Annotated in this window: 24 protein-coding genes; 14 read left to right on the top strand and 10 right to left on the bottom strand. The window is 75.6% G+C overall.

Annotated elements, in window-relative coordinates; translation table 11 throughout:
• Positions 1-93: 93 nt before the first annotated feature.
• Positions 94-855 (bottom strand): SDR family oxidoreductase, encoded by a 762-nt coding sequence (locus RMN57_RS18390; RefSeq protein WP_313764445.1) that lies wholly within the window; start codon positions 853-855, stop codon positions 94-96.
• A 236-nt stretch (positions 856-1,091) separates the two neighbouring features.
• On the opposite strand from RMN57_RS18390, the gene RMN57_RS18385 reads away from it, so the two are divergent.
• The 5 genes from RMN57_RS18385 to RMN57_RS18365 all read left to right on the top strand — a co-directional run bounded on the left by RMN57_RS18385 (position 1,092) and on the right by RMN57_RS18365 (position 5,401).
• Positions 1,092-2,006: a helix-turn-helix transcriptional regulator gene (locus RMN57_RS18385; protein ID WP_313764444.1), complete on the top strand. Its 915-nt coding sequence runs from the start codon at positions 1,092-1,094 to the stop codon at positions 2,004-2,006.
• Positions 2,007-2,085: 79 nt separating this feature from the next.
• Positions 2,086-2,352, top strand: coding sequence for a UBP-type zinc finger domain-containing protein (locus RMN57_RS18380; protein ID WP_313764443.1), 267 nt, complete (start codon positions 2,086-2,088; stop codon positions 2,350-2,352).
• Positions 2,353-2,555: 203 nt separating this feature from the next.
• A complete protein-coding gene (locus tag RMN57_RS18375) occupies positions 2,556-2,825 on the top strand; it encodes a hypothetical protein (RefSeq protein WP_313764442.1) in 270 nt (89 codons plus the stop codon).
• 297 nt (positions 2,826-3,122) lie between these two features.
• The gene (locus RMN57_RS18370; protein ID WP_313764441.1) at positions 3,123-4,343 is read left to right on the top strand and encodes a serine hydrolase domain-containing protein; all 1,221 of its coding nucleotides are present in this window, start codon (positions 3,123-3,125) and stop codon (positions 4,341-4,343) included.
• A gap of 74 nt (positions 4,344-4,417) precedes the next feature.
• Positions 4,418-5,401 (top strand): sigma-70 family RNA polymerase sigma factor, encoded by a 984-nt coding sequence (locus RMN57_RS18365; RefSeq protein WP_313764440.1) that lies wholly within the window; start codon positions 4,418-4,420, stop codon positions 5,399-5,401.
• Here the strand turns inward: RMN57_RS18365 and RMN57_RS18360 are convergent.
• The gene (locus RMN57_RS18360) at positions 5,309-5,773 is read right to left on the bottom strand and encodes a hypothetical protein (protein ID WP_313764439.1); all 465 of its coding nucleotides are present in this window, start codon (positions 5,771-5,773) and stop codon (positions 5,309-5,311) included. The genes RMN57_RS18365 and RMN57_RS18360 overlap by 93 nt on opposite strands.
• 148 nt (positions 5,774-5,921) lie before the next feature.
• Here RMN57_RS18360 and RMN57_RS18355 point away from each other — a divergent pair, with 148 nt between their 5' ends.
• The 4 genes from RMN57_RS18355 (at position 5,922) to RMN57_RS18340 (ending at position 8,273) form a co-directional block, all read left to right on the top strand.
• A complete protein-coding gene (locus RMN57_RS18355; protein WP_313764438.1) occupies positions 5,922-6,359 on the top strand; it encodes an SRPBCC domain-containing protein in 438 nt (145 codons plus the stop codon).
• 187 nt (positions 6,360-6,546) lie between these two features.
• Positions 6,547-7,044, top strand: coding sequence for a MarR family transcriptional regulator (locus RMN57_RS18350; protein WP_313764437.1), 498 nt, complete (start codon positions 6,547-6,549; stop codon positions 7,042-7,044).
• A gap of 115 nt (positions 7,045-7,159) precedes the next feature.
• Positions 7,160-7,618 (top strand): hypothetical protein, encoded by a 459-nt coding sequence (locus tag RMN57_RS18345; RefSeq protein ID WP_313764436.1) that lies wholly within the window; start codon positions 7,160-7,162, stop codon positions 7,616-7,618.
• 163 nt (positions 7,619-7,781) lie between these two features.
• Entirely contained in the window at positions 7,782-8,273 is a 492-nt protein-coding gene (locus RMN57_RS18340) for an NUDIX hydrolase (protein ID WP_313764435.1), read from the top strand.
• 99 nt (positions 8,274-8,372) lie between these two features.
• Here RMN57_RS18340 and RMN57_RS18335 read toward each other — a convergent pair whose 3' ends face one another.
• The 4 genes from RMN57_RS18335 to RMN57_RS18320 form a co-directional block, all read right to left on the bottom strand.
• Positions 8,373-9,137 carry a Clp protease N-terminal domain-containing protein gene (locus RMN57_RS18335; RefSeq protein WP_313764434.1) on the bottom strand — a complete coding sequence of 255 codons (765 nt, stop codon included), beginning with the start codon at positions 9,135-9,137 and terminating at the stop codon, positions 8,373-8,375.
• Between the two features lie 145 nt (positions 9,138-9,282).
• A complete protein-coding gene (locus tag RMN57_RS18330) occupies positions 9,283-10,020 on the bottom strand; it encodes a tyrosine-protein phosphatase (protein WP_313764433.1) in 738 nt (245 codons plus the stop codon).
• A gap of 156 nt (positions 10,021-10,176) precedes the next feature.
• Positions 10,177-10,902, bottom strand: coding sequence for a VC0807 family protein (locus RMN57_RS18325; protein WP_313764432.1), 726 nt, complete (start codon positions 10,900-10,902; stop codon positions 10,177-10,179).
• A 281-nt stretch (positions 10,903-11,183) separates the two neighbouring features.
• Entirely contained in the window at positions 11,184-11,879 is a 696-nt protein-coding gene (locus RMN57_RS18320; RefSeq protein ID WP_313764431.1) for a hypothetical protein, read from the bottom strand.
• Positions 11,880-12,236: 357 nt separating this feature from the next.
• Here RMN57_RS18320 and RMN57_RS18315 point away from each other — a divergent pair, with 357 nt between their 5' ends.
• The 4 genes from RMN57_RS18315 to RMN57_RS18300 all read left to right on the top strand — a co-directional run bounded on the left by RMN57_RS18315 (position 12,237) and on the right by RMN57_RS18300 (position 16,892).
• Positions 12,237-13,130 carry an RNA polymerase sigma factor gene (locus RMN57_RS18315; RefSeq protein ID WP_313767875.1) on the top strand — a complete coding sequence of 298 codons (894 nt, stop codon included), beginning with the start codon at positions 12,237-12,239 and terminating at the stop codon, positions 13,128-13,130.
• Complete coding sequence (locus RMN57_RS18310; protein WP_313764430.1) at positions 13,127-14,224, top strand: hypothetical protein; 1,098 nt, start codon at positions 13,127-13,129, stop codon at positions 14,222-14,224. The genes RMN57_RS18315 and RMN57_RS18310 overlap by 4 nt, the downstream gene beginning before the upstream one ends.
• A 311-nt stretch (positions 14,225-14,535) precedes the next feature.
• On the top strand, positions 14,536-15,171 hold the full coding sequence (locus RMN57_RS18305) for a hypothetical protein (RefSeq protein WP_313764429.1): 636 nt from the start codon (positions 14,536-14,538) through the stop codon (positions 15,169-15,171).
• Positions 15,172-15,305: 134 nt separating this feature from the next.
• Positions 15,306-16,892 (top strand): protein kinase domain-containing protein, encoded by a 1,587-nt coding sequence (locus RMN57_RS18300; RefSeq protein WP_313764428.1) that lies wholly within the window; start codon positions 15,306-15,308, stop codon positions 16,890-16,892.
• Between the two features lie 61 nt (positions 16,893-16,953).
• Here RMN57_RS18300 and RMN57_RS18295 read toward each other — a convergent pair whose 3' ends face one another.
• Positions 16,954-17,502 (bottom strand): potassium channel family protein, encoded by a 549-nt coding sequence (locus RMN57_RS18295; RefSeq protein ID WP_313764427.1) that lies wholly within the window; start codon positions 17,500-17,502, stop codon positions 16,954-16,956.
• 203 nt (positions 17,503-17,705) lie between these two features.
• Complete coding sequence (tatA, locus tag RMN57_RS18290; protein WP_313764426.1) at positions 17,706-18,002, bottom strand: Sec-independent protein translocase subunit TatA; 297 nt, start codon at positions 18,000-18,002, stop codon at positions 17,706-17,708.
• Between the two features lie 288 nt (positions 18,003-18,290).
• Between tatA and RMN57_RS18285 the strand changes: the two genes are divergently transcribed.
• Positions 18,291-19,157 (top strand): DUF3626 domain-containing protein, encoded by an 867-nt coding sequence (locus RMN57_RS18285; protein ID WP_313764425.1) that lies wholly within the window; start codon positions 18,291-18,293, stop codon positions 19,155-19,157.
• Positions 19,158-19,215: 58 nt separating this feature from the next.
• On the opposite strand, the gene RMN57_RS18280 is transcribed toward RMN57_RS18285, so the two are convergent.
• Both RMN57_RS18280 and RMN57_RS18275 read right to left on the bottom strand, forming a co-directional pair.
• On the bottom strand, positions 19,216-19,854 hold the full coding sequence (locus RMN57_RS18280) for a methyltransferase domain-containing protein (protein ID WP_313764424.1): 639 nt from the start codon (positions 19,852-19,854) through the stop codon (positions 19,216-19,218).
• 145 nt (positions 19,855-19,999) lie between these two features.
• Positions 20,000-21,550: an MFS transporter gene (locus RMN57_RS18275; protein WP_313764423.1), complete on the bottom strand. Its 1,551-nt coding sequence runs from the start codon at positions 21,548-21,550 to the stop codon at positions 20,000-20,002.
• Between the last annotated feature and the right edge of the window lie 59 nt (positions 21,551-21,609).

Genomic DNA, 21,609 nt, shown 5'->3' with positions numbered 1-21,609 from the left:
CGTGGCCCGGGCCGGCCCGGAGGGTCGGGCCTGCTGGCCGGTCGGGCCGTCGGGCCGTCGGGCCCGGGCGAGTGGGCGGGCCGGTTGGGCGGGTCAGGCCTGCCGGGTGGGGAGGGCGACCAGGTGGCGGAGGTTGACGTGCCGGGGCCGGGTCACGGTGTAGCCGATCAGGTCGGCGATGTCGTCGGCGGTCAGGGCCGGGATCGCGGCGAACATCCCGCCGAGCTGCTCGCGCAGCACCGGGTTGTCGATGTGCCCGCCGAGCTCGGTGTCGGTCAGCCCGGGCTCGATCGCGCTGACCCGGACGTCGCGCGGCCCGAACTCGGTGCGGAGCGCGGTGGAGAGCTGGGTCAGCGCGGCCTTGGTGGCGCCGTAGACGGCGTAGTCGGGGAAGGCGACGTGCGAGGCGATCGAGGAGACGTTGACCAGGTCGGCCGGGCGGCCGTCGGCGGCGGCTTCGGTGAGGTCGGCGGCGAAGGCGCGGACGATCCGCAGCGCGCCGGTGAGGTTGGTGTCGATCATGCGGGTCCACTCGTCGATCCGGCCGTCGGCGACGGGGTTGGGCAGCATCACGCCGGCGTTGTTGACCACCAGGTCCACCGGGCCGAACGCGTCGTGGACGGCCTTGGCGGCGGCGTCCACCGAGGCCTGGTCGGTGATGTCGGCGGTGACGGCGAGCGCCCGGCCGCCGGCGGCGGCGATCTCGGCGGCCAGCGCGTCCAGCCGCTCGGTGCGGCGGGCCAGCAGCGCGACCCGGGCCCCGGCGGCGCCGAGCAGGCGGGCGGTGGCCTCGCCCATGCCGCTGGCGGCTCCGGTGACGACGGCGGTACGGGTGGCGAGGGCGGGGTAGCTCATCGGGTGCTCCTGTTCGGGTGCTGCCGGCGCTCGGGGACGCCGGGCGGGCTCGGCCGGTGCGGGCCGCCGCGGGGCGGTCCCGCCGGGCCGCGGCGGCCCGGCGGGAACCACTCTGCTCGCGCCGCGACCGGCCACCCAGGGCTGCGTCCGACCCGGGACGGCGCAACCCGGGAAAGGCCAACCTGGGAAAGCCGTTACCACCCTCGCCCGGGCCGCCCCGGTCTACGCTGCCGGGCATGGAGAACACAGTGGGGGACTTCCTCCGTTCGCGCCGCTCCCGGATCCAGCCCGAGGAGGTCGGCCTGCCCGCGCACGGCCGCCGCCGGGTGCAGGGACTGCGCCGCGAGGAGGTCGCCCAGCTCGCCGGGGTCAGCGTCGACTACTACGTCCGGCTGGAGCAGGGCCGCGGCGGCAGCGCCTCCGACGCGGTGCTGGACGCGGTGGCCCGGGTGCTGCGGCTGGACGAGGTGGAGGCCGCGCACCTGCGCGCGCTGGCCCGCCCGCCGCGCCGGGCCGACGGCGGGCCCGGCCGCCGCCAGGTGCGGGACGGCACCCGCCTGCTGCTGGACCTGATGCCCGGCGTGCCGGCCTTCGTCCTCGGCCGGCGGATGGACGTGCTCGCCTGGAACGCCCTCGGCGACGCCGTGAACGGCTTCTCCGCACGCCCGGCCGGTGAGGTCAACGCCGCCCGCCACGCCTTCCTCGACCCGGCCGCCCGGGAGTTCTACCCGCAGTGGGAGGCGGTGGCGGCCGAGACCGTGTCCTACCTGCGGCTGGACGCCGGGCGGTACCCGGAGGACCCGAAGCTGGCCGCGCTGGTGGGCGAACTCTCGGTGCGCAGCGAGGAGTTCCGCCGGCTCTGGGCCGACCACCAGGTGCGCGAGAAGACCCACGGGACCAAGCTGATCCGCCATCCGCTGGTGGGCGAGCTCGACTTCGGCTACGAGACGCTGGCCGTCAACGGGGCGGCCGACCAGTTGCTGGTCGCGTACACCGCGCCGGTGGGGTCGCCCACGGCGGAGAAGCTCGCCCTGCTGGCGAGCTGGCGTGCTGACGGCACGCGGTCCGACGGCGCGCAGGCCGTCGACCCGCAGGCCGGAGCGGCGTGGGCCGAAGGGACAGGGGCCCCGGGCGGCCCCGCGGCGGGCTGACCGGCAGCCTGACCGGTGGCCTGACCGGCGGGGCGTGTCTTGGGCCCGCGGGCCGGGGCGCCGTCACTACCCTGCGTCCATGAGCGCCTGCGAAGACCTCACCGCGGCACCCCTGGACATCGAACCCCTCCCGCCGGCCGACGGCTGTGCCGACTGCCTGGCCCAGGGGCGCCGGGACTGGGTGCACCTGCGCATCTGCCTGGACTGCGGCCACATCGGCTGTTGCGACTTCTCGCCGCAGCGGCACGCCGCCGCGCACTTCCACAACAGCTCCCACCCAGTGGTCCGCTCCTACGAGCCGGGGGAGGACTGGCGCTGGTGCTACGTGCACGAGGAGATGGGTTGAGCCGCACCGGACGGGGCGCCTCCGGGGCGCGGCGCCGGCGGCCGGGGCCCTGCCGGCCGGGGCAGGGCGGACGCGGCGGTCCGGGGTGAGCCCGACAGCGTGGGCGGACCCAGGTGTAACCCGGCTAAAATCCGGACATAACGCCCGTGCGGCCCTCCCGGCCGACGCTCGTCCGGCCGGTGACCGCCGAAGGGAGGCCCACGATGGCCAAGTCGATGCCGAGCAGCACCAACAAGCTCCGCCGGGGCACCCAGGACCTGCTGGAACGGCGGGGCATGGCGACGAGCCCGAGACCGCTCCCACCGCGGCTGCGGTCCGACGGCCCGTCCTCCGCCGGTGCGTCCTCGGGCGGATCCGCCTTCCGCCACGGCGGGCGCGACGTCGAGGTGGCGGCCATGCACTCCGCTCCGGCGATGCACGCCGAGCTCAAGGGCCACCGCCACCGCGGTGCGGAGAAGCACTCCGCGCACTAGGCAGCGTCCTGCCCGCGCCCGTCCGCGGCTGCCCGTTCTGTCCGCGGCTGCCCGTTCTGTCCGCTCGACAGGATCGGCCGGACGGGGCCCCGGCGGCGGGTCCGTGCCCCAGGGGTGGGAGTCGAGCACCGGCTCCCGCCCCTGACGCCTGCCCGGCGACCGGCCCCGGGCCGTCTCGGGGTCGGCTGGGGGGCGGGTGGGGGACCGTCCCGGATGGCCGGCCCGCCCGGCTCCCACAGACTCGTTCCCGGAAGCGATCACCGCCCGCCGGACGAGCCCGAGTTGGAGCCCCAGTCGATGAACACCCCGCAGCGTGAAAGCCGTTGGACCACCCTCGCGATCTCCGGTGCGCTGGTCGCCGCCGTCGCGGCCGGTGCCGCGACGCCCGCCCTGGCGGCCGACCGGCCCGCGGACACGGCGTCCGTCGCCGCCGCCCGCCCGGCCGCGCCGGTGGACCGGGCGGCCCTGTCGCAGGCCCTCGCCGACCTGCCGCCCGGCATCACCGGCGCGCTGGTCCGGGTCGACGGCCGCGGTGGCCGGTGGTCCGGCGCGGCGGGCGGCGTCCCGGCGGACGCGCGGTTCCGGATCGGCAGCATCTCCAAGGTGTTCACCGCCACCGTGGTGCTCCAGCTCGCCGCCGAGCGGCGGCTCGACCTAGACGGCACCGTCCAGCAGTACCTGCCCGGGCTGCTCCCGGCGGCCTACCCGCCGGTCACCGTCGGCCAGTTGCTCGACCACACCAGCGGCCTGCCCGGTGGCGGCGGGCTGACCTCCGGGGACGGCGGCGAGCGGTGGTTCGCCGATCACAAGGCCGACTCGTGGACCCCGGAACAGGTGGTGGCGGACGCCGTCCGGCAGCCGATGGGCTTCGCGCCGGGCACCGCGCAGCAGTACAACGGCATCAACACCTTCGTCGCGGGGATGCTGGTCGAGAAGGCGACCGGCCGCTCCTTCGCCCAGGAGGTCCAGGCCCGGATCGCCCGACCGCTCGGCCTGCGGGACACCTTCGTCCCGGCGCGCGACGACCTCGCCGTCCCCGGTCCGCACGCCACCGCCCTCCTCGACGTGCCGGGCCCGGACGGCGGCCGGGTGGACGTCACCGAGCAGAGCCCCTGGCCGTGGGCGGAGGGCGGCATGATCTCCTCCACCGCCGACCTGGACCGGTTCATGACCGCGCTGCTGCGCGGCCGGCTGCTGCCGCCGACCCAGCAGGCGGAGCTCTTCCGCGTCCCGGACGTGCCCAACAACCGGAACAAGAACTGCGAGATCGGCCCGACGGCCGGCCACGCCTGCTTCAGCAAGGGCCTGATGAGCGCCACCCTGCCCAACGGCACCGTGGTCTGGGGCAAGACCGGCTCCCGGCCCGGCTACTACAGCGGCGTCTTCGCCACCAAGGACCTCAGTCGCAAGGTGGTCCTGACGCTCAACCCGACCGGCCTGAACGGTGCCGAGTTCCCGAAGGTCTGGGAGATCGTGACCGCCTCCTTCGGTTCCGGCCGGGTGTACGACCCCAGGTAGCGGCGGACGGAGTGTCAGTTCCCTGCGGTACGGTCGGTCCGATCGTTGGCGGTGGATGGACACGGGGGCGCGCGATGGCCGATCTGACGACCGGGACGGAGGAGCCGCTGGAGCTCCTGCTGGAGCGGCACCGTCGGGAGCTGACCGGCTACTGCTACCGGATGCTCGGCTCGGTCTTCGAGGCGGAGGACGCGGTCCAGGAGACGATGGTCCGCGCGTGGCGCGGCCACCAGGGCTTCGAGGGCCGGGCCGCGCTGCGCTCCTGGCTCTACCGGATCGCCACCAACGTCTGCCTGGACGCGCTGAACGGCCGCAACAACCGGGCCCGTCCGATGGACCTGGCCGGAGCGTCCACCGTTGCCACCGCGAGCGGGGACCAGCTGTCCGAGGCGTTCTGGATCGGGCCCGCGCCGGACGGCCGGGTCCTGCCCGAGTCGGGGGACCCGGCCGAGGTGGCCGCCCAGCGGGAGTCGGTGCGGTTGGCCTTCGTCTCCGTGCTGCAGCGGCTGGCCCCCCGGCAGCGGGCGGTGCTGATCCTGCGCGAGGTGCTCGGCTGGAAGGCCGCCGAGGTCGCCGAGCTGCTCGGCGTCACCGTGGCCTCGGTCAACAGCGCGCTGCAGCGGGCCCGCGCGGTGCTCGCCGCGGACACCGCGGCCTCCCGCCCGGCGCCCGCGCTGGACGACGACCACCGGGCGCTGCTGGCCCGCTACGTCACGGCCTTCGAGGCGTACGACATGGACGGTCTCGCGGCCCTGCTGCACGAGGACGTCACGCTCAACATGCCGCCGTACGAGATGTGGCTGCAGGGGCGGGGCGAGATCCGCGAGTGGATGCTCGGCCCGGGCTGCGGCTGCCGGGGTTCGCGGCTGGTGCCGGTGGAGGCGAACGGCAGCCCGGCCTTCGGGCAGTACCGCCCGAGCCCGGACGGCGGCCACGAGCCGTGGGCGCTCATCGTGCTGGAGGTCTCAGCGGGCCGGATCACCGGGCTCACCAACTTCCTCGACACCGACACGGTCTTCCCGCTCTTCGGGCTGCCGCCCCGGCTGGACGCCGAGTAGGCCGGGGCCCGCGTCGAGCGGGTCGCACCGCGGCGGGTCGCCCGCCGCGTCGAGCGGGTCGTCGTCCGGTTCCACCGGCAGCACTCCGGCGAGGCCGGCGAACGAGAGCAGCTCCCGCAGCGGGCCGCTCGCGTTGCTCAGGACCACCCGGACGCCGTGCCGGGCGGCGGCGAGCCGGAGCCGGGCGAGCGCGTCGACGACGGCCAGGTCGGCGGCGCCCGGGCCGGCGGCGGGCAGGGCGCCGAGGTCGCAGGTCAGCCGCGGTTCGCGGGGTGGCTCCGGGGCGGGCGCGGGCGGTGTCCCGGCGGGTGCCGGCGCTGTTCGGGCGGGTGTCGGCTCCGGGGCGGGGGGTGTCTCTCGGTAGGTGTCCACGGAGGTCAGACCGGCGCGGTGGGCGCGGCTCATCGGCCCGCCGGGAGATTCGCTGAAGAATTCTCCCGGGGAGCGATGACTTCCGGCCGCGCCCCCGGTCCAACCCTGTGAGAGCGACACACCGAACCGCGAGCACGAGGAACACCCCATGACCGAGAACCTTGGCGAGCTGACCATCACCCGCGAGCTGCCCGGCACCGCGGCCGCCGCCTTCCGGGCCTACCTCGACCCGGAGCAGTTCGTCCGCTTCTGGGGCCCGGCCGGCATCCACGTCCCGCTGGACACCGTGACGATCGAGCCGCGGGTCGGCGGGCGCTACGACAGCACGATGGTCGTCGACGCCACCGGCGAGCGGTACCCGATGCAGGCCGAGATCGTCGAGCTCCGCGAGGGCGAGCTGCTGGCCGTCGTCGAGGCGAGCGCCGGGATGCGCTCCACGCTGACCTTCCGGGACCTCGGCGACGACCGCACCGAGGTGGTCCTGCACCAGACCGACGTGCCGGACCGGTACAACGGCCCGGACGCCGTGGCCGGCCTCAACTCCAGCTTCGACCGCCTGGTCGAGCACCTGGCCGGCCGGGGCTGATCCGCGGCGTTCGAGGGTGGGCCCGGCCGTTCCCGTTCCCGGCCGGGCCCACCCACCCCGCCGGGGCCGCGGAGGCGCGGGCCGTGGAGGGGCGAAGGCGCGGGCCGTGGAGGGGCGGAGGCGCGGGCCGTGGAGAGGTTCGCGGAAATAGTAGCCATGGCAACAGTGTCCATGTACTGTATCTGTCATGAGCGAGAACGTGATTCCGCAGAAGGGCCCGACGCCGGGCTTCCTGGTCTGGCGCCTGTCGACGCGGTGGCGTACCGCCGTCGACCGGGCGCTGGCCCCGCTGGGGCTGACCCACGCGCAGTACACGTTGCTCGGCTCCCTGCACGGGATGCACCGGTCCGGGCAGCGGCCGAGCCAGCGCCAACTGGCCGACCACACCGGGCTGGAAGCGCTCTACGTGTCCAAGATCGCCCGGTCGCTGGAGGCCTCCGGCCTGATCGAGCGGACGCCGGATCCGGCCGACACCCGGGCGGTCCGGCTCTCGCTCACCGCCGAGGGGGAGCAGGCCGCCCGCCGCGCGGTCGCCGTCGTCCAGCTGCTGCTCGACCGGCTGCTCGCTCCGCTGGGCGGACTGGACGGGGAACGGACCGCCGCGTTCGCCGCCGAGCTGACCGCACTGCTGGACGTCCCGCTGGACGTCGCGCTCGACATCCCGCCGGACGACCGGCTCGGCTGAGCCGTCGCACCGGACGCGCCACGTGCCGGGTGCGCCGCGCGCCACCGAACCACACCACCGAACCGCTCAGCACGACTGCTCGATGACCTGCTCGATCTGCCGAAGGAGTGACCTCATGTCCACCTCTGTCGCCGTCCTCAACGGCCGGACCATCGGCCTCGCCCACTACGCCACCCGCGCCGTGGCGGAGACCGTGTTCGAGAGCCTCGGACTGACCTTCCACCAGGAGGTCGCGATCAACGGCCTCGGCGACCAGCCGGAGGGTGTCGCCACCCGCGACCACCTGATCGCCCGCCTCACCGGCGGACTGAAGATCGACGACGCGGCCGCCGGCGCGGTGATCGAGCAGCTGCTCGACGCCGGCCTGGCGTCTGCCTCGGGCGGCGACGGCGGCGACCCGGCCGTCCTCGCCCTCACCGACGCCGGGCGCGAGCTGCACGGCCGGATCCAGGACGGCGTGAAGCGGATCGTGGCCCGGATCTACGGGGACCTTCCCGCCGAGGACCTGGCCGTCGCCGCCCGCGTCCTGACCACCGTCACCGAGCGCGCCAACGCCATCCTCGCCGAGGCCTGACACCTTCGGCCGGCATTCGCGGCCGAGACCCGCGGCCGGCGCCCCGGGGGGGCGACACCCGCCCCCGTGTCGGTCCCGCCCCTGCGTGCCGTCCGCCCGACGGCCGGCAGGGGCCGGATGGCAGAGTGGGCGGAGACCCGTTCTGTGCCGGAGGAGGACCACCGTGTCGGCTGAGCCGTTGAAGTCCCGGGAGGAGTGGCTGGCGTCCCTGCCGCGGATCTACGCGGCGGCCGGCTGCGTGCTGCGCGACGAGTCGGGGCGGATCCTGATCGTGAAGGCCGGCTATCGCGAACACTGGCAGTTCCCCGGCGGGACGATCGACCTCGGCGAGGGGCCGGCCGAGTGCGCGGCGCGCGAGCTGGCGGAGGAGACCGGGATCGTCCGGTCGGCCGGCGACCTGCTCGCCATCTCCTGGACCCATCCGTCCGGCGAACTCGACCACCCCGCCGAGCACTTCCTCTTCGACTTCGGCACCGTCCCGGACGGCACCCCCGTGACCGTCCCGGCCGGCGAGCTCGACGACCACCGCTGGGTCACCGATCAGGAGGCGCTCGAACTCCTCGGCCCGGCCCGCTCGTTGCGGTTGCGTGCGGCGATGGAGGCCGCCGCCGACGGGCGGGTGCGGATCGTCACCACCCACGTGTCCGGCTTCTGAGCGCCGGTGTGGGCTCCGGTCGCCCGGGGCCCGCACCCGCACCCGGCTGAGGCCCGCACCTGGTTCGGGCCCGGGTCGGGACCGAACCCGAACCCCGGCTCAGGCCCGGCCGCTGTCGTCCACGTCGGCCGCGCGGGCCGCGATGAAGGCCGCCACCGCCTCGGAGACGAAGGCCTCCGCCTCCGGCTTGTCGACGCTCAGGTCGCCCAACGGGCCCTCGCCGTGCTCCAGTTCCAGCAGGGCGAGCAGGATGTGCTCGGTGCCGACGTAGTTGTGCCCCAGCTTGAGCGCCTCGCGGAAGGTCAGCTCCAGCGCCTTCTTGCCCTGTGCGTCGTACGGGATCAGGCCGGGCACCTCGCCCGCGGGCGCCGGCAGCACCGCCGCCACCGAGGCCCGGACGGCCTCCGGCGTGACGCCCTGGGCGGCCAGCGCCTTGACGGCCAGCCCCTCCGGCTCGGCCAGCAGGCCGAGCAGCAGGTGACCGGTGCCGATCTCGGCGTTACCGGCCGTCCGCGCCTCCTCCTGCGAGGCCATCACGACGTTCCGGGCCCGGTCGGTGAACCGGTTGAACCCCTGGGAGGGGTCGAGGTCGGCCGGGGTGGCCGGGTCCTTGGGGACGAACCGCTTCTGGGCGGCCTGCTTGCTGACGCCCATGCTGCGGCCGATCTCGGTCCAGGACGCGCCGGACCGGCGGGCCTGGTCCACGAAGTGGCCGATCAGGTGGTCGGCGAGCTCGCCGAGGTGGTCGGCGGCGATGACCGCGCCGGAGAGCTGGTCGAGAGCGTCGCTGTGAACGTTCTTGATCGCGTCGATCAGGTCGTCGAGGCGCAGCGGACTGGTCCGGGGAACGGCTGAATTCTCCATGCGTCAACCGTAGGTTGTCGATGGCGAGACCGTCAACCCTTGGTTGACGGTGATGTGAGTTGGCTCTGCGCACCCCCGGGAGCGGGTCGCGGGCTTCGCCGGTCGGTGCGGAAGCGCGGGCCGGGCGGTCGCCCACCCGGCGGCGTCAGTGGCCGAGCAGTCGGGCGCGGACGGCGGCGAGGTCGGCCGGGTCGACGCCGGCGGCGCGCAGGTAGCCGGCCGGCTCGAAGCCGTCGAGGGCGGCGAACAGGGCGGCCTCGGCGGTGGTGCCGGCCTCGGCGAGCACCGCGTCGATCCGGCGGTACTGGTCCGGCAGGCCGAGCATGCCGTACAGCGGGCGGACGTTGGGGGCGCTGAGCAGGTAGTCGGCGACGATCTCGGCGGGCTCCACGCCCGCGAGGGCGAGCAGCAGCAGGGCGGCCAGGCCGGTGCGGTCGCGACCGGCTCCGCAGTGCACGACCAGCCCGCCGGGTCGGGCGCCGGCGACGGCGGTGACCAGTTCGGCGGCGGCGCGCGGGCAGTGGTCCAGGTAGGGGCGGAACGCGAGCGGGGTGCCGTCCAGCTGTCCGTAGGCCTCCCACCAGGCGGGGCCGGCCAGTTCGTCGAGCGGGACGCGGATCAGTTCGATGCCCTCGGGCAGCGGGAGGAGCGGCTTGTACTCCGCGATGTCGCGCAGGTCGACGACGGTGCGTATGCCGTGGTCGAGGAGGGCGTCCCAGCCCTCGGCGGTGAGGCGGTCCAGGTTGTCGGCCCGGACGACGGCGCGTCGGGCGGTGCGGGTGCCGTCGGTGGTGCGGAGGCCGCCGAGGTCGCGGACGTTCAGGCAGCCGTCCCAGACCAGGGTGCGGTCCTCGGTGGTGGTCAGCGCGTGCGTCCGGCTCATCGGGATCCCCGTTCTCGTCGGGGGTCCGTTACCCCCTCGTTATAGAGACTCCCGGGCCGTCCCGATGGTTCCTCGACTTCGCCGGCTGTTCGACGGGGCGTCAGCGGATGTTCGTGGGCGGATGGTCCGGGGCGGACGTTCCGGTGTGCCCGTCCGTCAGCAGTCGGTGGGCCGGGCGGCCTCGGCACGGACCAGCTTCTCCATCGGGTCGGCGGCGATCTGGCCGAGCACGGCACCGGCGGCGATCGCGCCGACCAGGAAGACCGTGGAGAGCCAGGCCATGGTGGAGACCGGCAGGGTGAACGCGCCGACCACCCGGGCCACGCACTCGGTCAGCAGGGCGGTGCCCCAGATGGTGGAGAAGAGCCGCTCGTGGCGGCGGAAGCTGCGCGAGCCGGCCGCCCGGCCGTCGGCCAGCCGCTGCCAGGCGTCGGAGCGCGCCCGGTCGCCCTTGGTGAGGAAGGGCATCAGCGCCGAGGACATCAGCGGTCGGCCGAGCAGGACGGAGCCGAGGATCGCCAGCGCGATGGTGGCGCTCAGCGCGCCGTCCTTGGCCAGCATCAGCCGCGCGTCGCCGGTGACGGTGGTGAGAGCCAGGCCGACCACGTTGACGCCCAGCATCATCGAGGCCCACAGGTTGAGCTTCCGCTCGCGGAGCAGGCCGAGGGTGGTCCGGACGGCCGGGACGGCACCGCTCCACGCGAGGGCGGCGAACTCGCTCATGCCGAAGGCGGAGTGCAGCAGGTAGTAGCCGGCCAGCGGCGCGGCGACGTCGAGGACGAGCGGGCGGAGGGCGGAGGCCGGGGCGTTGGCCGCCTTCGCGGTGGTGGCCGGAGCGGCGGTGGTGGCGGTGGCGGCGGGGGCGCTGAGGGTCTGGCTCATGGTGGGTCCTCCCCGGACTGGGTGGTCGGCCCGCGGGCCCGGTGCCCGCGTCGTGCCTCCAGTTTTCCGAACCGACCCTCCGTCAGAGCAGTGCCGTCCGTTGCGCGATCCGCATGACAGTTGTCACGGTCCGCGGCGTGACAGCGCCTCCGACCTGCGGAGACGCCGACCTGCGGATCCTCCGGCCGTGGCGTGCGGTCGGGGCGCGCGGGCGGACCGGAGGCCGGGGCGCGGGGCCGGGGGCGGCAGAGCGCCCGCGGGCCGGCGCGGGCAGCCGGAGCTCAGGACGGGAACGACCAGAGCTCGCGGCCGAGGGTGTCCAGGCAGCGCACGGTGTCGAAGCGGTCGTCCCCGGCCGAGCGGAAGCCGTGGGCGACGCCGTGCAGCACGGTCCGCGCGACCGTGTCCGCCCCGGTCCAGGCCCCGGTCAGGACGAGGGCTCCGTCGGCCAGCTCGGCCCGCTGGATCCGGGCCACCGAGGCACCCAGCAGGACGGCGTTGACCTGCTCCAGTTCGGCGGGGGAGAGGTAGGTCTCCCCGCCACCGCCGCGGTCCCGGTCGATCCGGCGCAGCAGCTCGGGCAGGCCGTAGTGGCGGACGGCGGCGACCGAGTCGTCCAACGCGACCCGCCAGCGCGGGCCGGGCAGCACCTCCCACCAGACCTCCTCGCCGACCGGCAGCACCTCGCCGATCCGGGCCCGCCAGACCTCGATGCCGTAGCAGGTGCGCGGGTCCGGGCGCAGGCCGGGGAGGGCCGCCGCGGTCCAGTCCGCCTTGCGCACCAGGCTGAGGCCGAAGGTGTAGCGGACCGAGCCGTCGGGGCTCGGCCCGGGCTGCTCGACCACGCCGAGCAGCGCCCAGTGGGTCCGGTCGGGAAGGCTGAAGGTCCGGCGCCACCCGATGAGGCCCAGGGCGCGCAGGGCCGGCGCGAGGTGGTCGCGCAGTCCCTTCGCGTAGAGCTCGCGGGCGGTCGTCATCGTGGTCCCGGTCCGTGGTGAGGGGTGGCGTGCGGGGCGGCGGCCGGGTTCCGCGGTCGCGGCCGGCCGGCCGACGGCACGGGTCGGCGGAGGCGGTGGGGGGCGGGGCCGGTCCGGACCGCCCGGCCGCTCTCCACGGTAGGCGGGAACTCGTCTGCGGCGCCGTGGGCGAAGGCCTGCCGTTGAGCGGACCTAAGGCCCGTGACCTGCGGTCCTTGGTCCGGGCGGCCGAACGCCCCGTTGACCCGGGCGCCCCGCCGAGGCGTCCGGCAGCGCACCCGGAGCGGGGCCGGCGGACGGGCGCCGGACGGCCCGACCGCCCGGCGGGGCGGACCGCGATCACCCGGATGGCGCATGATGTGGCGGGTGCAGAATGCAGAGCGCCCCGGAGCGGGCCCCGACAGCCCCGTCGGCCGGTCCGGACCGGTACCGACGTCCGGCCCACCGCCCGGTCCACCGTCCGCCCGGCCCCCGGGCGCAGCCCCGGCCGACCTGACCGCCGCCGTCCGAGCCGCGCAGGACGGCGACGAGGAGGCGTTCCGGTTGCTGTTCCGCAGCGTGCAGCCGGGCCTGATCCGCTACCTCCGGGTGCTGATCGGCGGCCGGCCCGAGGACGCCCAGGACGCCGAGGACATCGCCTCCGAGGCCTGGCTCCAGATCGCCCGCGACCTGCCGTCCTTCACCGGTGACGGGGATGGTTTCCGCGGCTGGGCCGCCACCATCGGCCGCAACCGCGCCCTCGACCACCTGCGGGCCAAACGCCGCAGACCGGTCGCGGACCTCCCGTTCGAGTACCTGGGCGAGCTGGCCGCCGGGGACGACACGGCGGGTGCGGCGATGGCCGCCGTCGGCACGGCGGACGCGCTGGCGCTGATCTCCCGGCTGCCGCACGACCAGGCCGAGGCCGTGCTGCTGCGGGTGGTGATGGAACTCGACGCGGAGAGCGCCGCGCGGGTGCTCGGCAAGCGGGCCGGGACGGTGCGGATGGCCGCGCACCGGGGGCTGCGGCGGCTGGCCAAGCTGCTGGAACAGTCCTTCGCGTCCGGGGCCGGGATCCCGGCGCAGCAGACGGCCCGGCCGGCAGCCCGGGCGGCCTCGACCACGGTGCGGCAGCCGACCGGGCAGCCGGTGCCGCACCAGTCGGGCCGGGCCGGACGGGGTGCCCGGCGGGGCTCCGGAAAGTCCGGCGAAGAAATTTCTTCGCAGGGTGTGACAGAACGCAGGGCCGCGACGCTGAAGGACATGAGATGAGCACCAACCGATCCCGTCGGATCGACCGCGACACGGCCGAGCAGCTGCTTGGCGGTGCCGTGGGCGGCCCGTCGGCCGGGCAGGACGCCTCACTCGCCGGACCGGACATCGGCGCCGGGTCGACCGGACTGCCCGAGGGCGGGCCGGTGGACCGGGTGGCCCGCGTCCTGGCCGCTGCCTCCGCCCCGGCGGTGGCGGAGGAGCTCTCCGGTGAGGAGGCGGCGCTGGCCGCGTTCCGGGAGGCCCGTCTCGCGCCCGTCCCTGCTGTGACCGCCGTACCCGCACCCGTCCGGAGACGATCGATGGCAACCGCCGCGCTGGCCAGGGCCTTCAGCACGAAGGCCGTTGCCGTCGTGCTCGGCGCCACCGCGCTCGGCGGGGTGGCGGTCGCGGCCGGCACGGGCAACCTGCCGTCGCCGCTCGGCGGCGGTTCCGAGGACCGGGGCCGGCTGCCGGTCGCCCCCGCGGCCACCGGGACGTCCGCACCGGGGACGAAGTCCGGCCCGTCGGGCGGCTCCTCGGCCGCGCGCCAGCCCTTCGGCGGCCCCTCGGCCGCCGGTGGCGCGGCCACCGGCGGACCTTCCACCGGGGCGGGCAGGCAGTCCGCGCCGGGTGCGCCGTCCTCGACCCCGGCCAACGGGGAGACCAAGGGCGGTCCGAACGGCCTGGCCCCGCTCTGCCGCGGCTTCACCGACCGGACGGGCAAGGGCGAGCGCCCGCGCCTGCTCACCGCGGACCCGCAGTTCGCCGCGCTGGTCGCGGCGGCCGGCGGTGCGGACAAGGTGGAGGAGTACTGCGCGAACGTCCTCCGGCGCGCCGGCGAGGACGACCGCCGGGGCAACTCCCCGCAGTCCGGCGGCACCTCCGGCAACGGGGGCAACGGCGCGGGCGGCAACCAGGACGGCAAACGGGACGGAAGCCAGAAGGGCGACCAGCCCGGTGACGGCGGCAAGACCCCCGGCGGCTCCGGCTCCGGCGGGAACGGCGGCAAGGCCACCGGTACCCCCGAGCTGCCCCCGCTGCCGACGCTCACCGACCCGCGGCCGAAGCCCGACCGCACCGACAAACCCGCCGAAGCCTCACCCAAGAGGTGACCCGAGACTCCGGACGGGCGGCGAGCGAATCCCCCCGGGCTCGCCGCCCGTCCGGAACGAACCACCCGCAGTGCCCGCTCCACCCGCAGGACCGTACGACCCGCAGGACCCGCAGTAGCTCCACCACCCGAAGACTCCGGGTGGCCGGTCGGCCCCCCCGTGCCCACCGTCCACCCGGCCGGCCCCGGCCGGACCGCAGGCGCACCCCCGGACGCGCCGCAGTCCGGCCGGGACCGGAAACCGTCGGCCCGTCCGCCCCGCAGTCGGGCGGGCCGACGGCCCGCACGACCAGACCACACCTGGACCCGACCGTGACCGTCACCTGGTACGACCACGAGCCGGCGGCCGGGGATCCGCTGCCCGGTTCCCCGGCCGCCACCCCTTCCCGGCCGGCCGCCGAGACCACCGCCGACCCGGTGTTCGTGGACTCCTCCGGCCGCCGCCGGAGGGTCCGCCGCCTCGCCCTGCTGCTCGCCGTGCCGGCCGCCGGCTGTCTGGTGCTGGTGGCCGGCACGGTGCTGGGCGGGCCGAGCGTCAGCGCGCCGCTCCTGCCGCTGCCGCCCGCCCCCAGCGCCGCCCCACCCGCGCCGGACGCCGGGGGCCCGGCCCCGAGGCCGACGATCACCGGGACGCCCGGGCCGGACAGCGTGCAGCCGGGCCCGGTGCAGGCGACGGCGGTCGGCCACCGCAGTGGGGCCCCGGCGGCACCCTCCGGCCGGCCCTCCGCCCCGGCGGAGCCTTCCGCTCCGCCCTCCGCCGGGCCGTCCGTGCCCGAAACGCCCGGCGGCGCCGGCAACGGGAACGGGAGCAGCAACGGCGCCGGCGGCGGGAACCCCACCGCGAGCCCCGGCCACGGGCGGTCCACCGCCGTGCCGGGCAACGCGGGGAACGCGGGCAACGCCGGCAACGCCGGAGGCAGGCCCGGCAAGCCGTCCCCCGCCCCCTGACCCCGCCAGCGCGGGACCCCTCACCCGGAGCCGGTCGGCGTCGGAGGCGGCCCCGTCGCGGCCGACGGCTATCGTGCACAGGTGCACGAGGCGGTCCGGAGCCCCGGACAGGACACGTGAGGGAGGCGGTTGACGTGATCGGACGGGCGCTCAACGGGCGTTACGAACTCGTCGAGATACTCGGCGTCGGCGGCATGGCCACGGTCTGGCGCGGCGTGGACCACGTGCTGGGCCGCCAGGTGGCCGTCAAGGTCCTGAACGGGGGCCTCGCCGACGACCCGCGCTTCGCCGAGCGGTTCGGCCGCGAGGCGCAGCACGCCGCGATGCTGGTCCACCCGAGGATCGTCATGGTCTTCGACTCGGGCGTGGACCAGGGCGCGCCCTACATCGTCATGGAGCTGGTGCAGGGCCGCTCGCTCGCCGCCGTGCTGGCCCAGCAGCCGGGCCTGCCGGTCGAGCGGGCGGTCGGGATCGCGGCGGCGGTCTGCGAGGCGCTGGCCGTCGCGCACGGCGCGGGCCTGGTGCACCGCGACATCAAGCCCGGCAACATCATGATCACGGACGACGGCGGGGTGAAGGTCGTCGACTTCGGCATCGCCCGGGCCGGCTCCTCGAACAACCTCACCCAGACCGCGTCCGTCCTCGGCACCGCGGCCTACCTCTCGCCCGAGCAGGCCACCGCCTCCGAGCTGGACGGGCGCACCGACCTGTACGCGGTCGGCTGCGTGCTCACCGAGATGCTCACCGGCGTCACCCCGTTCACCGCCGAGACCCCGGTGGCGATCGCGTTCAAGCACGTCAGCGAGCAGCCGCAGCCGCCGTCCGCCCGCCGTCCCGGCCTGCCGCCCGCCCTCGACGCGGCGGTGCTGCGGCTGCTCGCCAAGAACCCCGCCGACCGGCCGGCCGACGCGGCCGCCGCGCGGGCCGAGCTGCTCGCCTGCGTGCCCGGGCTGGCGGTCGTGGACCCGACCTCGGAGCTGCTCGCCACCACGGCGCAGCCCACCCGGACGCTGCCGTCGGTGCCGCCCGGGCTCGCCGCCCAGCAGCACACCACCCTGCTCCCGCCGCAGCCGGCTGCGGCCACCTCGGTGATGGCGCCGGTTCCGGCCGAGTACGCCGCGTCCGGCGGCGGTCCGGCCGGGTTCGAGCCGGCCGGGTTCAAGCCGGCCGGGTTCGAGCCGCCGGCCCGGGAGGGCCGCCGGAAGCCGCTGGTCCTCGGCGCACTCGGCCTGGCCGGCATCGCCGGTGCCGCGATGCTCGCGCTCACCGCCTTCGACGACCCGGGCACCCCGACCGCCCCGGCCGCCAAGCCGGCGCAGACCGCCGCGGCCCCGCCGAGCCCGACCGCCACCCCGTCGGCCGTCGCGCCGCCCACCACCCCGGCCGCTACGCCCACCGCGGCCCCCTCGACGGCCCCGCCGCGCAACCAGAGCCCGGCCGTCCAGCTCAACGCCCTGCGGCAGGCCGTCGCACAGACCCAGGTCGGCAAGGAGCGCGACCGCCAGATCGACCTCCTGCACACCCTGGACGACGCGGCCGCCCGCATCAACCAGGGCCAGCCGGACGACGCCGCCCAGGAGCTGAAGGGCGCCCAGCGGATCGTGCGTGACATGGCGAAGAAGCACGCCGTCGACGGCCAGACCTCCCAGAACTGGAACTCCCGCCTCAGCGCCCTGATCACCTCCCTCAACGCCGCCGCGGACCGCAACGACACCGAGTGACGAGTCCCCCGCGAGCCTCGGCGGGCCGGGGCGGGACGGCGTTCCCGGGCCCGGACCGGTTCTAAGCCCCGTCCTCGGGGTGCCGCCGCCGGGTCCGGGTCTCCATGCCGGTGCGGATCTGGCGGCTCAGCACCCCGGCGGCGGCCGCGAGGAAGACGAAGTTGTACGCGATCTGCAGCATCACCACCAGCCGCGGCGCCTGCCCCGCCGGGGTGATGTCGCCGTACCCGACCGTGGACATGGTCACGATGGTGAAGTAGAGCGCGTCGAGCCGGCTCTCCAGGCCGACGAACTCGTCCGGCTTCGAGCCGAGGACGTAGTAGGTGGCGGCGAAGATGGTCATCGAGAGACAGATCAGGAAGACCAGCCAGACCCCGGGGTGGCGCCCGGTGCCGCGCACCACGTCGCTCATGCGCGCCATCAGCAGGGCGCTCAGCACGACCAGCGCGGCCACGAAGAGCAGCCAGCCGAGGACCGGGTGGTCCGTGCCGACGCTGCGCAGCGGGATGGTGAAGTACACGACCATCAGCAGCGTGGACGAGCCCACGAGCAGGAGCCAGGCCCGCGTGTCGATCTGGGCCCGGGACGGCGGCGGCTGGTTCGAGGACATCCCGCTCAGGTTCGGGCCGGGGAGCGGCGGCCGCCCGCCGGGCTGCTCCGTCCGGCGGAGCCGCCCCGTCCGGGCGCTCGGGCGGGACGGTGCCGGGCTGACCGCCCCTCAGAGTGATCCGGAGCCCGGGGTCCGCGCGGCGTGCGGCCCCGGAGCACGACGGAGCCCCCCGCTGCCGGGCAGCGGGGGGCTCCGTCGGAGGCTCAGGCCGTGGTGGTGGACCGGGGGGTCTCGGTGGCCTTGGTCACAGTGGTCGGCGTGACGGCCGGGCGCGCCTGGTCGGCGGCGGGCTGCTGGGGGGCGGCGGTGGCCTGCGCCGTGCCCTGGGCGGCGTCGGCGGGGGCCTCGTCCTCGCGCAGCGCCTTCGTCTCGGCCTTGAGGATGCGCATCGACTTGCCGAGGCCGCGGGCCATCTCCGGCAGCTTCTTCGATCCGAACAGCAGGACAACGACAGCCAGCACCACCAGGAGGTGCCAGGGCTCAAGACCGTTCCGCAGCATCCCTGGCCACCGGTCCCTTCTTGTCTAGAGTCACAGGAGGGCAAAGCGCCCGACCTGGCCAGTATGCCTGGCCCCGGCGGCGAACGTATACACCGGCCGGGAAACGCTGGTCAAAAACCAGATGTTGCGGGGACGGACGGCCGATAGTGGTCTAGACCTCTCTGGAGGTCCGTCCCGGTCCGACCCGCTCCGCCCCGGTCCGGCCGGCGGGGAGCGGCGGCAGGGGGCGTCCGGGCCGGTGGCGGAAACGGGGTGCGGAGCCGGGCCGCGCTCGGCGACACTGCGGCGATGAGCATCGACACGTCCCGGGCCCCGCAGGAGCACGCCCTGCAGCACGTCGCCGCGCTGTCCGTCGGTCCGCCGCTGGTCCCCGGCCTACGGGTGACCCTCAACTTCCACCCCGACCGGGAGTCCGGCGGCCGGTCGATCCTGGAGTCGCTCGCCGCCGAGGGTGTCTACCGCTCGCAGTTCGTCACCGGGACCAGCAACGGCGGCCTCACCGCCCACCCCGGCGGCGACCGCTGGCGCTGGGAGAGCCGCATCTTCGGCGGCGCGTACGACGAGGCGCCGGCGGGTGAACGCCCGGTGTACGGCGCGCTCGACTTCCGCCGCAGGCCGCTCGGCGGCGCCCCGCGCTTCGGGTCCGCGTTCTTCCGGCTGGCCGCGCCCGTGCTCGACCGGACCACGTTCTGCTACCCGGACAGCTTCCTGGAGCCCGCGGACTTCGGGGTCGCCGCGCGGATGGCGCTGATCGAGCTCGCCGAGGCCGACGTGGAGGCGGACGCCCTGGACGACTACATCGAGGCCCAGGTGCACGGTCCGGTCCGGCTGGACCGGGACGTCGAGGCGCTGGTGCTCGACCCGAGCCACCGCGGCACCCCGGTCGAGGAGCAGGCCCGCCGGCTGCCCTGCCCGGTCGAGTGGCACTCCGGCGTGCGGCTCTCCGTCGAGGAGTTGCGCCGTCACCCGGACTACCGCGGGCCCGAGTACGTCGCGCTGGGCGAGGCCGTCGCCGAGGCCGGGCGGCTGGATCCGCGCATCCTCGGCGACGCCGTCCGCAGCGGTCGCCACGACCCCCAGGACCTCAAGCGGGTCTGGCACTGCCTCGCCCGCTTCGGGTCGCCCGCCGAGGACGGGCCCCTGGTCCTGTCCTGACGCCCGTTCCGGCACCGGTCCCGAGGTCCCGTCCCGAACGAGTGTCCCGGGGCCTGACCTAGGACCGCCGGGCCAGCAGGTAGCCGCGGTGGGTCTCCGCCTCGTGCGGGCGGGGCGCCCGCTGCAGGCGGGCCTCCACCGTGAACCCGGCCTCCGTCAGCTGCCCGGCGACGGCCTCCTGGTCGAGGAAGTGGAAGTCGACGTCCACCGCGTGGCCCCACCACTCCTCCAGCCGGCGGACCTCGGCGCCGAGGTGGAAGGAGACCAGCAGGACGCCGCCGGGCCGCAGCACCCGCCGTATCTCCGCGAACGCGGGCTTCAGCTCGTGCGGTTCGAGGTGGATCACCGAGTAGAGCGCCACCGCGGCGGCGAACTCGCCGTCCGCGGCCGGCAGGCGCAGCAGGTCCCCCTCCCGGAACTCCACCCCGGGGTGCTCCCGTCGGGCGACCGCCACCATGCCCGGTGACAGGTCGATCCCGACCACCTCCGCCCCGTGCTCCGCCAGCCACGCCGCCACGTGCCCGGGGCCGCAGCCGAGGTCCGCCACCGGACCGCCCGCAGCCTCCTCCAGTACCGCCCCGAGCAGCGCCCGGTCCACCGGCTTGTCCGCCAGCTCGCCCCCGATCCGCTGCTGGTACTCCTCCGCGACGGTGTCGTAACTCGCCCTTGCCCGACCGTGGTTGATGTTGTCGTCCATGGTGGCAGGGTGTCATGCGGGGGCCGTCCGCCGCCTCCGTGTTTCGGTCCGTGGCCGGCTGCGCCACCGGAAGGGCGAGAGCCCCCACCCGGTGGCCGGGTGGGGGCTCATGATGACGCGCAGGCGGACGGGCTCGGGGCCGGGGTCAGACGGCGGCCGGTTCGGTGGCGGCCGGTTCGGCGGTGCGGGCCGGGAGGTGGGACATCAGGCGGTAGGCGAGGACGGCGGCGCCGAGGGCGAAGACCAGGCCGACCGCCGCGGCCACGTGCAGGCCGTCGGTGAAGGCGGCGCGGGCGGTCTCCAGCAGCTCGGTGCCGAGCCGGCCGGGCAGCTGGGCGGCGACGGCGACCGCGCCGCCGAGGGTGTCCTGCGCGGTGTGGGCGAGCTCGCCGTCCACGCCCTGCGGGAGGTTGCCGTCCAGCTGCGAGCGGTAGACGGCCGCGCCGGCCGCCCCCAGCAGGGCGATGCCGAGCGAGCTGCCGAGCTCGACCGCGGTCTCGGAGGTGGCCGAGGCGGCGCCGGCCCGCTCGGCCGGGGCGGAGGAGACCACCAGCTCCGCGGTCAGCGTCATGGTGCCGACGGTGCCGGCGGCCAGCACGCCCGCCGCGGTGAGCACGAGGGCGAGCGGGGAGTGGGGTCCGACCAGGGTCATCATCGCGAAGCCGGTCGCGCCGACCAGGAAGCCGCCGGCCATCATGACCGCCGGACGGACCTTCCCGGCGAGCGCCGCGCCGACACCGACCGCGGCGAACACGCCGACGCTCGGCACGAGCGCCCAGAGCGAGGCGGTCAGCGGGCTCATGCCCTTGACCAGCTGCAGGTACTGCGAGGTGAAGAGGGTGAAGCCCATCATCGCGAACATCGCCACCGTGTTGACGCTGATCGCCCCGCTGAAGGCGCGGATCCGGAACAGCGCGAGGTCCAGCAGCGGGGCGGCGGCGGTGCGCTGGCGCAGGACGAAGGCGCCGGCGAAGAGCAGGCCGACCGGGAGGGCGAGCGCGGGGAGCAGGCTCCAGCCGTCCACCGCGAGCGTCTTGACGCCGTAGACCAGCGGCAGGACGGTGGCCAGTGAGAGCCCGGCGCCGAGCAGGTCGAAGCCGCCGCGCTGCGGGGAGCGGTACTCGGGCAGCAGCACCGGGGCGGCGACCAGGACCAGCACCATCACCGGGACGGCGAGCAGGAAGACCGAGCCCCACCAGAAGTGGTCCAGCAGCAGGCCGCCGGCGACCGGGCCGAGGCTGGCGCCGGCGGTGAGGGCGCCGCCCCACGCGCCGAGGGCGGCCTGGCGCTGCTTGGGGTCGTGGAACATGTTGCGGATCAGCGCGAGCGTCGAGGGCATCACGGTGGCCCCGGCGGCGCCCAGCAGCGCACGGGCGGCGATCAGCTGCCCGGGGCCGTCCGCGTAGGCGGCCAGCAGGGAGGCGCCGATGAAGCCGGCGGCGCCGGTCATCAGCAGCTTGCGGCGGCCGATCCGGTCGCCCAGCGCGCCCATCGTGATGAGCAGGCCGGCCAGCAGGAACGAGTACACGTCCATGATCCACAGCTGCTGGGTGCCGCTGGGCGCCAGCGTGGTGGAGATGAACGGGACGGCGAAGAAGAGCACGCCCATGTCCATGGAGAGGACGAGGGTCGGGAGCAGGAGGACGGCCAGGCCGGTCCATTCGCGACGGCCTGCACGGCCGGTGGTTGCGGTCATGGGGAAGACGGTACGGACGTGTCAGACGTCTGTCTAGTACGTACGTCTAAATCGATTGT

The sequence above is a fragment of the Kitasatospora sp. CM 4170 genome (assembly GCF_032110285.1).
Taxonomy (GTDB): Bacteria; Actinomycetota; Actinomycetes; order Streptomycetales; family Streptomycetaceae; genus Kitasatospora; species Kitasatospora aburaviensis.
The sequence above is the reverse complement of the archived record's forward strand: the minus strand, read 5'-3'. Positions and strand labels throughout refer to the sequence as shown.